Source organism: Nostoc sp. DedQUE04 (genome assembly GCF_034530995.1).
Classification (GTDB): domain Bacteria; phylum Cyanobacteriota; class Cyanobacteriia; order Cyanobacteriales; family Nostocaceae; genus Nostoc.
In genome coordinates, this window is record NZ_JAVRCA010000069.1 from 36,997 (window position 1) to 47,249 (window position 10,253).

7 protein-coding genes and 1 pseudogene are annotated in these 10,253 nt (G+C 41.0%); 6 read left to right on the forward strand and 2 right to left on the reverse strand.

The window, feature by feature from the left end; translation table 11 throughout:
• Nucleotides 1–32 precede the first annotated feature (32 nt).
• The 6 genes and pseudogenes from RM049_RS32130 to RM049_RS32155 form a co-directional block, all read left to right on the forward strand.
• Nucleotides 33–1,565: a hypothetical protein gene (locus tag RM049_RS32130; protein ID WP_322707067.1), complete on the forward strand. Its 1,533-nt coding sequence runs from the start codon at nucleotides 33–35 to the stop codon at nucleotides 1,563–1,565.
• Nucleotides 1,566–1,567: 2 nt separating this feature from the next.
• Entirely contained in the window at nucleotides 1,568–2,917 is a 1,350-nt protein-coding gene (locus tag RM049_RS32135) for a replicative DNA helicase (protein ID WP_322707068.1), read from the forward strand.
• A gap of 68 nt (nucleotides 2,918–2,985) precedes the next feature.
• Complete coding sequence (locus tag RM049_RS32140) at nucleotides 2,986–3,381, forward strand: ASCH domain-containing protein (protein WP_322707070.1); 396 nt, start codon at nucleotides 2,986–2,988, stop codon at nucleotides 3,379–3,381.
• Nucleotides 3,378–4,553: a DNA cytosine methyltransferase gene (locus RM049_RS32145; RefSeq protein ID WP_322707071.1), complete on the forward strand. Its 1,176-nt coding sequence runs from the start codon at nucleotides 3,378–3,380 to the stop codon at nucleotides 4,551–4,553. Before RM049_RS32140 ends, RM049_RS32145 begins: the two co-directional genes overlap by 4 nt.
• Before the next feature lie 67 nt (nucleotides 4,554–4,620).
• A complete protein-coding gene (locus RM049_RS32150) occupies nucleotides 4,621–5,931 on the forward strand; it encodes an IS701 family transposase (RefSeq protein ID WP_322707072.1) in 1,311 nt (436 codons plus the stop codon).
• 29 nt (nucleotides 5,932–5,960) lie between these two features.
• Nucleotides 5,961–6,185: pseudogene (locus RM049_RS32155) on the forward strand (DUF1392 family protein); the annotation flags it as partial.
• Between the two features lie 92 nt (nucleotides 6,186–6,277).
• Here the strand turns inward: RM049_RS32155 and RM049_RS32160 are convergent.
• Both RM049_RS32160 and RM049_RS32165 read right to left on the reverse strand, forming a co-directional pair.
• Nucleotides 6,278–7,249, reverse strand: coding sequence for a CHAT domain-containing protein (locus tag RM049_RS32160; protein WP_322707073.1), 972 nt, complete (start codon nucleotides 7,247–7,249; stop codon nucleotides 6,278–6,280).
• A gap of 41 nt (nucleotides 7,250–7,290) precedes the next feature.
• Nucleotides 7,291–10,170, reverse strand: coding sequence for a GAF domain-containing protein (locus tag RM049_RS32165; RefSeq protein ID WP_322707074.1), 2,880 nt, complete (start codon nucleotides 10,168–10,170; stop codon nucleotides 7,291–7,293).
• Between the last annotated feature and the right edge of the window lie 83 nt (nucleotides 10,171–10,253).

Here is a 10,253-nt window from a genome sequence, read left to right on the forward strand (position 1 = left end):
GATTACTTTAGTAAGTTTATTCTGAGGGTTTTATGAAATTAACAGATTTTTTGATAGACCTTGGCAACTCTGTTGCTTATTATCCAAAACTAGTTGAGGTCACTGGTGGCGTTTTACCAAATTTGTTTTTATGCCAAATGTATTACTGGCTGGGTAAACAAAAAAATCCTGAAGGTTGGATTTATAAAACTCAAGCCGAGATTGAGAAAGAAACTGGACTGACTCGAAAACAACAAGAAACAGCTCGAAAATTTCTTAAAGCCAGAGGATTACTCCAAGAAAAATATACCGGATGTCCCAGACGCTTAGAGTTTTGGTTGGATAAAGATACTTTAAATCAACGTTGGTCAGCTTTTATGAACAATCTTGAGCTACCAATTGCGAAAATTACTTCATCTTGGACTCGCAGAGCAAAAAAATCTCAGGATGACGCTGATCAAAAACCCAGCATAATGCCCAATTCGGACAATATAGACAGCACCAATAGTGCAATATGTAATGACCAAATAGAGCAATATATATTGCCCCAATCATCCAGTACAGAATGCCCCGATAGTACAGGCTATAATGCCTTACTTCGACATACTGTAATGCCTTCTTCGGACAATCTATCTATATATACAAAGAATACTTCAAAGATTACTTCAGAGATTACACACAATGCGCCCCTGGCAACGCCGCCACCCGCGCCCCCCACCCAAGAGAGTGTGTGTGAAAAAGAAGAACTTGATTTAACAACGGAAGAAATTGAACTTGAAAAACCAACTCCAGAAAAACCAAGTTTAGAAGAACCAACTCCAGAAGAATCAACCCCACAACACCCCACTTCGTTGTCAAAAAATTCCGAGTATGAGCAACAAACCGATAACCCCTCAAGAGGATCAACTATTGCGGCGGGGTCGTTCGAGAAATCCGAACAATCAAATAAGCCGCAACTAACCTGTCCCTACAAGACAGCCCAGAACGTGAAAGAACTGATTGATGCGTGGATCACAGACCCGACTGCTTTTGCTGATGATTTTGTACCACTGGTTGTCAGAGAAAAAATCAAGTGGAATCGCTGGGTTCTACCTTGGCACAGTGGAGAACGAAAGCTGAATAACCTGTACCAAAACTTCAACCCGATAGTCGTGGACTTCCTGGCTGCTGAGTTAGCCACTAAGTCGAAACGGTCGGCACAACTCGAAATTACTCATGCGATCGCAGTCATGAACACCTGGGAAAAAACCAAAGGGGGATGGACGAACCTGATGCAGCGTTATCACCAAGCATTGCAAACACAGAAACAACCCCTACCCCAACTGCATACTGCGACGGCAAAAAGACCAAGCAACACCACTAGCATCACGCTCGAAGATGCTTTGGCACAAGACCATAAGCGCCGTCAGCAAGAGCAATCCATTCGGGTTCCATCTAATGGGTATCAGCACAGCCAACAAATGCTGGAGCTAAAGGCAAAACTTCAAGCCGCAGTGAACACCCCAAAAGTTCCGAGCAACACCAGACCATCTTCCATGAATTTGTGCGAAGTTGAAGCGCAGTTAAAATTAGCACTAAGAGCCTAATTATGCACCCTAATCAAGACAACGTAGTTTCTTTTCACCCTGACAGGTCACTTGACAACTTGCCTCCACAAAATATCGAAGCTGAAGAAGCGATTTTGGGCGGGATTATGCTTGACCCAGAAGCAATAACCAGAGTCAGCGATCGCTTAGTAGTGGAAGCCTTTTACATCAGCGCCCACTCATACATTTATCAAGCTGCGACAACGCTTCATGCTCTGTTTCAACCGACAGATTTACTAAGCGTCACCGCATGGTTGGCTGACCACAATTTGCTCAATCGCATTGGTGGCAGGAATAAGCTAGCAACTTTGGTAGACCGCACTGTGTCCGCCGTCAACATTGATGCTTTGGCTGATCTAGTGATGGAGAAATATCGACGGCGGCAGTTAATCAAAGTGGGCAATGAAATTGTCCAACTCGGTTACGAGACGCAAACTGAACTACCACTTGTCCTTGGTCAAGCTGAGGCGAAAGTTTTTACTGTAACCCAAAATCAAAGCGATGAACGCTGCAAGGTTTTCTCAGCACAAGATATGGGCATTGAACTTTTTCAAAAGCTGGAGATGGGGAATATGGCAGGCGACAAAGTTGGTTGGTACGACCTCGAAAATATCACCGGTGGCATTTATCCTAGCAGCTTAGTTGTAGTGGCTGCTGAATCCCACATGGGGAAAACTCACTTCATGATTTCTCACGCTTACGAAATCATGACCAAACTTGGAAAACCAGTTCTGTACGTTACTCCAGAAATGGATAAGAATCAACTCAATGCCCGAATGCTGGCACGAATCACAGGCGTAGATGCTTCTATGATTCAAACCAATACTCAATGCTATTGGGAGCAAATAGCACAAGGTATAGGACAGATGGTGGAACTGCCTTGGAAAGTCTATGAGCATTCTTCCCCTACAACCACAATGATTGCTTCTGCTGTGCGCCGTGCTATTGCCGAATTTGGTGGTTCTATTGGTGCTGTGTTTATTGATTACTTGCAGCAGATTCCTCTGGAGTCCGGTGGGAACATGGCCTTTGAAGTCGGCAAGATTACTCGCCAGATTCGGGACATTGCAAAGTCTCACAAAATCCCTGTTTTCTTAGGCTGTCAAATCAATCGGGGGAATCAAACAACGGCTGACAAACGCCCCAATCGCCATCTGTTGCGTAATTCTGGCGAAATCTTTGAGGTTTGCGACCAATTGATTATGCTTTACCGCGATGCTGTTTACACAAAAGACCCAAGCGATCGCACTATCGAGTTGATTGTTGAGAAAAACCGCCTTTACGGTAAGCTCGGCACTGCGACCATGTTGTGCGATTTATCGACCTCGAAATTTTTGAACTTGGCGAGGTAATTTCCAGCCAGATCCAGCGATCGCGTAAGAAAGAGGCATACATTCAATTACTGGAGTTTTAAAACACCATGAAAGCGATATCCGTTCGTCAGCCTTGGGCATGGGCAATTATTTATGCTCTCAAAGATATTGAAAACCGTGGCTGGCCCATTCATTATTCATTATCGCGGCGACAGATTCACGCTGCCAAGACCTGTACCAAGAAAGAGTATCAGCTAGCAAAAGAATTTTGTCAAAGCATGGGGGTAGTAATCCCAGAGTTAATCTCTCTACGTCGCGGTCAAGTCATCGGCATTGTCACAATAGTTGATTGCCGATTCTCACAAGTTGCGTCTGGCTGGGGGATGCCTGAGCAATACCACTGGCAGTTAGAGAACCCGCGAGAAATCACACCAATTCCTTACATTGGGCAACTGGGAATTTTTGAAGTGCCGGATGATTTGGTCATGGAGGTGGCTGCATGACTAAAACAGCCCCCATAATTCGGACACTGCAACAAAAGAGGGCAACACGAGAGAATATCATCGCCTTTATCAAAAAAGCGAAATCCAAAAAGTCATCACCAAAAGTAGATGTCTGCAAAAATTTTGATAACACAAAAATAAAACCAGTTCTGCCAGATGATGCACCGATCGCTGTAGTACTTTTCGCGGGTGGCGGCGGCATTGAAGCGGGGATGGTCGAAGCCGGAATTCGTCCAGTCATCGCAGTCGAGTTCGACCCCTCCAAACCAGAATTGAGTCGGGTGATCGCTCTTACTCATCACCGCAACTTTAGCGAGTATGGTTGTAGAGTCGTTCAGCTAACAGTTCAAGAAGTAGCACAGTCAGAATTCATAGGGTTTCCCCGTTACCCCGACTATCTCCATGCCTCCCCGGTGTGCGCCAACTTTAGCCAAGCCCACACAGCGAAAGCGGGTAAGGGCATTGAAACGGCTGATGATATGACGGCTGCGATCGCAGTGGCTGAAGCCATCCGACAGTTGCAGCCACGGGTATTTACGCTCGAAAATGTCCCACGCTATCAGAACAGTCAGAGTTTTGCCATTATCCTGAATGCTTTGGAGCAAGAGGGGTACTCAGTTGATTACAGCGTGGTCAACATGGCTGACTTTGGGCTACCCCAGGCGCGGCGGCGGTTAGTCCTGATTGCAAGTCGGGGGTTTCGGGTTGCCCTACCCACGAAGAGTAAACCTTGTGGTTGGTACGAGGCGATCGCCCATCTCATCCCTACAATGGCTGATTCACACCTGTTGCCCAAACAACGGCAAGCTTTGGAGAAATTTTTAGCCGAGAATGCACCAGCGCCAACACCACTGCTAATAGAAAGAGTGGGAAGACGTACAGAGTCCAAATGCAAACCCGGACATTTACCTTGTAATACGATATTGCGATCGCACTTCACAGATCACAAAGGCTGCAACCGTAGTAAGTTCGCTGATATTTGGTTGCCGGATGGGATAGTTAAATCCTTGTCTATTGAAGGTGCAGCCATTTTGCAAGGTTTTCCGCCTTGGTATGAGTTCCCAAAGGAGACTGCTACGGCGGGGTCAATCATCGGCTATTCTGTCCCTCCCAATTTCGCAACACAACTATTTATATCTGCACAGAGCAAATTATTAGGAGTGATTGTGTGACTAACCCTCTTGTGTCACTATCGCGGTAGTATAATAATGTACAAAACCTAGAACGAAGACACAGAGCATGGTAGAGCCTCGTTCACCCATAAAAACCGTCAAGTTTGTGGATGAATATTGCTTGTGGTATAAAAACCTGTTTTCAGATGTTAGGAATTTTGAAGCTTTCAAATATCTACATATAGGATGTATTTCTGATTTAAAACGGAAAAGTCTACCTGAAATAGCAAAAATTGTCGGGTTAGATAATTATCAAGGACTACATCATTTCTTAACTACGTCATCATGGTCAGTAGAACAGTTAAGAGCTTTGCGATTGCAACTAATTTTAGAGGTAGTAAAAGGAAGACCAATCATTTTAATTATTGATGAAACAGGAGATAAAAAGAAAGGTAATACCACAGATTATGTCAAACGCCAGTATATAGGCAATTTAGGAAAAGTAGAGAATGGCATTGTGGCAGTCACAGCTTATGGTGTATTTTGCGGAATGACATTTCCACTACTATTTGAAGTCTACAAACCTCGTGAAAAATTAAAGCCCGGAGATAAGTATCTTACCAAGCCTCAAATTGGGGCAATGCTAATACGAAAACTACAATTGATGGGTTTCAAATTTAACTTGGTATTAGCTGATAGTCTATATGGTGAAAGTGGCGCAAATTTTATCTCAGTATTAGATGAACTAGAGTTAAATTATTTAGTAGCAATTCGCTCAAATCATTCTGTAGAGCTACTTCCAAGACAACACATCCAATATTTAAAGTGGCATCGATTCAAACGAGTCTTTTCTGACTTGAGCAGTGAAAATCGATTTACTCGTGAAATAATTCACGGAAAACGTGGAGAACATAGATATTGGCAAATTACCACAGACACAGATACATTACCTGGAAACTCTACTTGGTATGTAATGAGTAAATACCCAGACATTACCCCAAGGGAAGTTGGAAATTTCTATGGTTTAAGAACATGGGTAGAATATGGCTTAAAGCAGAGTAAGAATGAATTAGGCTGGGCAGATTATCGCTTTACTCGCTATGAAGATATTGAGCGATGGTGGGAGATTGTATGCAGTGCTTACCTCTTGGTTAGCCTTCATTCAGAATCCCTACGTTCTTCACTCCCAGATTCTCAATCAACTTTTGCTTCTCACCCCTGGTGGAATAATGGTAAAGGTTGGAAGAGTATTTTGAATAATCTGCGCTTAGTTATTCAACCTTTTATCTTATTTAACCTCATATATCCTTGGTTAACAGTTTTTCATGTTCCTCAACTGTCTCTAGGCTTTTCTAAGCTTCAAGCTATCGTTTATAGGCTAACCTCACCAATTTTTATATTCCTAACTCACCCTGATTTCTATTTTTCCTCCGCCTAAAGTGACACAAGAGGGCTAATCTTGTCCAAAACTTAGAACAGTGCTCGTACATTTCTCCACCTTGGGGCCAACAAATCCCGCCTCTACTGGTCAGTTTGTTAGAGCGAGTCTATGTTAAATCTGCCAAAGCTTTCAATCGTTGCTTCGCCATACTCAAGCTGGTAGTTTTAGCAATGAAGCTGCTGAAGCTTACAAGGGTTTGTTTGGTGATTCTGTACCTGCTTGACTTACAAAAATACTTTGTGGGGCAATAATCAAGCGATCGCTCTTTACAAGGTATTATCTATCCATCCAACCACAATCTAAGTTTAGGAGATTCTAATTTCGCTGATCGGGCATTATTAAACTATTGTCTCTTTTTCAGTCTAGGAGTTAAGTGTTCTGGAATATTTTCTAATTGAATCGCATTACAACCAAACTTATAAGCAGTTTCAACTGATTTACCTGCCCCAATGGCATCATAAAATCCTGTAGCAAACTTAATTGCAGCTTTATCACCAATAGCTTTACTCATACCAATTACATAATTAATATGTCCAACAATAGCATTTGCCTGTACCTCAGAATAACAAGCGTTGAGCAGAACACATTCAACATGACTAGCACACAATTCAAATAATATTTTTAAAGCTTCTGTACTTACAAGCTTTGAATTGCCATCTTCATCTTGGATCAACAGTCCGTCTTCACCAGTCCCGTGTCCACAAAAATGGACAATTTGTGGCTCGATATCTAGCAAAGCTCGACGCAAATCATCAGCCCGGACAGCCCATCTTTGGTCTAATCTAAATTGATGACACCTCTGAGAACGACGTAAACCTTCATCAATTTCATGTACCTCTTTGTCTAAACGAAGCCTTGCTTCATTAACTGGACTTGATGCCAGAATTAAGATTATCTTCATCTTAAAATCCTCCTTATTACGCACAAGAGACTGAATTTTAGCAACAAACTTTTTACTATCGAAATTTTGCTTACTAAAAAAAATGGCTCCATTCTCTGTAACTAAATCAGCAGAATTTTGAGTAGTTAGATGAGGTGTTCCGCTCACTGCTATTGCTGGTATCTGTCGTTCGCTAGCTAATTCGATTAATTGAATTCCCAATTTTTGTGACGATACAAATGAATCTCCCAGACCAATATCAGTAATTAATAAATCCCATTGGTTTTCGTTAAGGGATTTATAAGCCTCATCAAAAGTTCTCAAAACTCTAACCTCTAAGTGATTAGTATCTTGCAGAGCACGACGAATTTTTTCTTGAAGAATACTCTGCCATTCTGAGTGATCTTCAACTAGAAGCACTTTTAAATCTCTCATCTAAATTTTTTCATGTGGTAACTATACTTGCTTTTACAAACTTACATACCTGATTTGTAGATTGGCAATATCACTGAGAACTTTGTTCCTGTATCAAAGCTACTATCCACTAATATTTTTCCTCCTAATCGCTCAACATAAAATCTTGTCCACCATAATCCAAAACCCATGCCTCTTCTAGCATCCTTTGTTGAGTAATCAGGCTGGAAAATCTTTTCTAAATTTTCTTGTGCAATGCCTACACCAGAATCAGTAACAATGATTTTCACAAAACCTTCCTCGTCAGTTATAGCCTCAATTGATAACTCACCTTTTATTTCACTTTTCATTAAGATGGCATCTACAGCATTTTGGATCAGATTATCGAAGACATATATCAATTGCTGTTTACCTGCAAATACTTCAGGTAAGCTAGCGGAAATGTTCAAATTTTGCTTGAAATTTGAACTTATGTGCATCCGATTTAGTGCTTTAATTATTGCTTGTTTGAGATTAATAGGTTGACGTTGTTCTTGCAGCCAAATCTTCAAACATTCAGCATCTTCTAAAACCTTATTTGCTAAAGATATAATTTCTAATGCCTTGCTGCAAGCACAATCATCATTTTCATCAAAGATATCCTGGGCCCATACACGAATAGCACCAACATAATTATTTATCTTATGAACTAATGGGCCTGCTAATTCACCTAACGTAGCTATTGCTTCTGTTTTGACAAGTTGTTCCTTAGTTTCTGCATTTTGAATCGCAATAACTGCGAGATCGGCTAAAACTTCTAACCTGCGTAAATCCCCTTGGTCAAATTCTTTTGGTTTACGCCCTTCTACATTAAGTACGCCAATTATACCACGATCCTTATCTAACAAAGGAACACATAATTCTGAACGTACATTAGTAAAGCAGGGTTGATAGCGGATATCGGACTGAACATCATTCACTAATGCTGGCTGACGATGAGTTGCAACCCAACCTGTAATTCCTTTGTCTAGAGTGCCGTATTTTGGAGCTTGACTAGTTGGTATGCTTTCAGGATAGCTAACCTTCGTGACTAGTAATTTATTAACAGGCTCTAACAACCGAATGGTTCCTAATTCTGCTCCAGTTATTTGTACTGATTGCTGTACAATCAATTTCAACAGTTCATTTTCTTCTAATGTAGTAATAATCTTGCGGTCAATACTGCTTAATGTCTGTAACCATCTTTGATTTTTAATAGCAGTTGCGGCGGAGGAAGCTAAAGTATTAATAATTTGTTTCTCTTCGCCCGAAAAATCATGAGTCCGCCGATAATTAATGAACATGACTCCAACGATGTCTCGCTCTACCCTGAGTAAAACTCCAGCTACGGACTGAATTTTTTCTCGTTGACTAAAAGCTGAATCTTGAAAAATAGGTTCATTTGAGATTATTGAAGCATAAATATTTTCTCCATGCCCAATCAGTAAAAATGGTACATCTTGCTTATCAAGCTTTGTATCTTTCATTTTTTTCTCTTCTTTCAGACGGCCTGCATAACTAACTTCAGGTAAAAAATGATCTTCAGTCTGAATATATGCATAAATAGTCACTACATCAGCTGCAAGGACATTTAAAGTGTTCCAGGCAATATGTCCTAATAAATCAGCATTTTCTGGTATCCGACTGAGTGATTGAGCAACTGAATGAATAGTGGCTAATTGACGCGCTTTATCATGCATCTGTTGATAGGTGATTGCGTGCCAAATGGCATCAACTGCATGACTAGCGAACAGTTCTCCCCATTGCAACTCTCCTTGACTAAATTGATGTTCGCGCTGAAAGTGTACGTATAAAACTCCTACACAAATAGGCTCTAGTTGCCCTTGGCTAGTTTTATGTTGATGATGATTACCACCATCTCGATCGAGGGCAGTTATTTCCTGTATACTTGCGTTGCTACCATTTAGTAATAACGGAAAAGCTGCATAAGTTCTAGAACCTTCTTTAAGAGCTATTGGGTTAAAAGAGCTTGGCTGTGAATTTTCGTTTGCTTTTGGTAAATCCGGTAAAAATTTAGGTTTACCCTCAATAATAGCTTGCCATCCTAACCCATTTAAACTTGGGTTGCGCGGTGGAAAGTCTTTGAGCAGTAAATGGTCAATACAGCCTGCACAAACTTCGTAAATATAATGGTTTTTCTGTGGTTCCCACAAAAAGTGTAGTGTAGTGAAGTCAGCTTTTAAAATGTGCCTAGCATTTTCAGCAACAGTTTCTAATACGTAACGCAGACGTGCTTTACGAATATCTAACGCTCTGCGAGCAACAAGCTTAGCTAAAGCGATCGCTTGTTGATGGGTAATTTTGGTGTCACAATTCTCATAACCTGCTTCTACAGAGCCAATTACTTTAGGCGGAGCATAACCTGGTGCCGACTTCATGCTAATAATAGTATGTTGCTTTTCGATCCCAACTTGATTGGGAACGAAATTCTCTTCCCAATCATACTTTTCAAACCAATTCTCTAGAGTTTTGCCGCTTTCATCTCGAATCAGAATAATCGGCGTAAAAATACGGACAAGATTATGATGGTCGAATGTTTCAAATATCCAACTATCAAATCTTTCATTTTGTCCCGAGATAATTTCAGTGTGGCATTCTTTAACTATATCTGCTTGAATATCTCGTAATTCTGGATCGTCCTCAAGGTAATGTCTGGCTCGATTCACCCAATTTTTACCAATGCCAATTCCATGTACTGCTTCAATAGTGTTTGATGCAGGCATGACTAGAGATATATTGACAAAATCAAAGCCCAGTGAATCTTGAATTTCATGGCAAATGCGATCGAGAATCAATTCTAAGTGAAAGAGTTCAGTTGTAGCTTTAGCTATTTGATTTTCAGCTTGGAGAATTTGCTGTTCAAATGCTTTGAAATCTTCTGGTAAATGTTGAGAATTGTGCATACACATTTCCTGTGAGTGATGAATTACTAAAACCTATCCCACTAATACCAAAATGTGATAATCTACTTTCTGAATAAGAGGGG

Bases quoted from the DNA above. Each gene is read 5' to 3' on its own strand.
- RM049_RS32130 (WP_322707067.1), top strand. From the start codon at position 33: ATGAAATTAACAGATTTTTTGATAGACCTTGGCAACTCTGTTGCTTAT.
- RM049_RS32135 (WP_322707068.1), top strand. From the start codon at position 1,568: ATGCACCCTAATCAAGACAACGTAGTTTCTTTTCACCCTGACAGGTCA.
- RM049_RS32140 (WP_322707070.1), top strand. From the start codon at position 2,986: ATGAAAGCGATATCCGTTCGTCAGCCTTGGGCATGGGCAATTATTTAT.
- RM049_RS32145 (WP_322707071.1), top strand. From the start codon at position 3,378: ATGACTAAAACAGCCCCCATAATTCGGACACTGCAACAAAAGAGGGCA.
- RM049_RS32150 (WP_322707072.1), top strand. From the start codon at position 4,621: ATGGTAGAGCCTCGTTCACCCATAAAAACCGTCAAGTTTGTGGATGAA.
- RM049_RS32160 (WP_322707073.1), bottom strand. From the start codon at position 7,249: ATGAGAGATTTAAAAGTGCTTCTAGTTGAAGATCACTCAGAATGGCAG.
- RM049_RS32165 (WP_322707074.1), bottom strand. From the start codon at position 10,170: ATGCACAATTCTCAACATTTACCAGAAGATTTCAAAGCATTTGAACAG.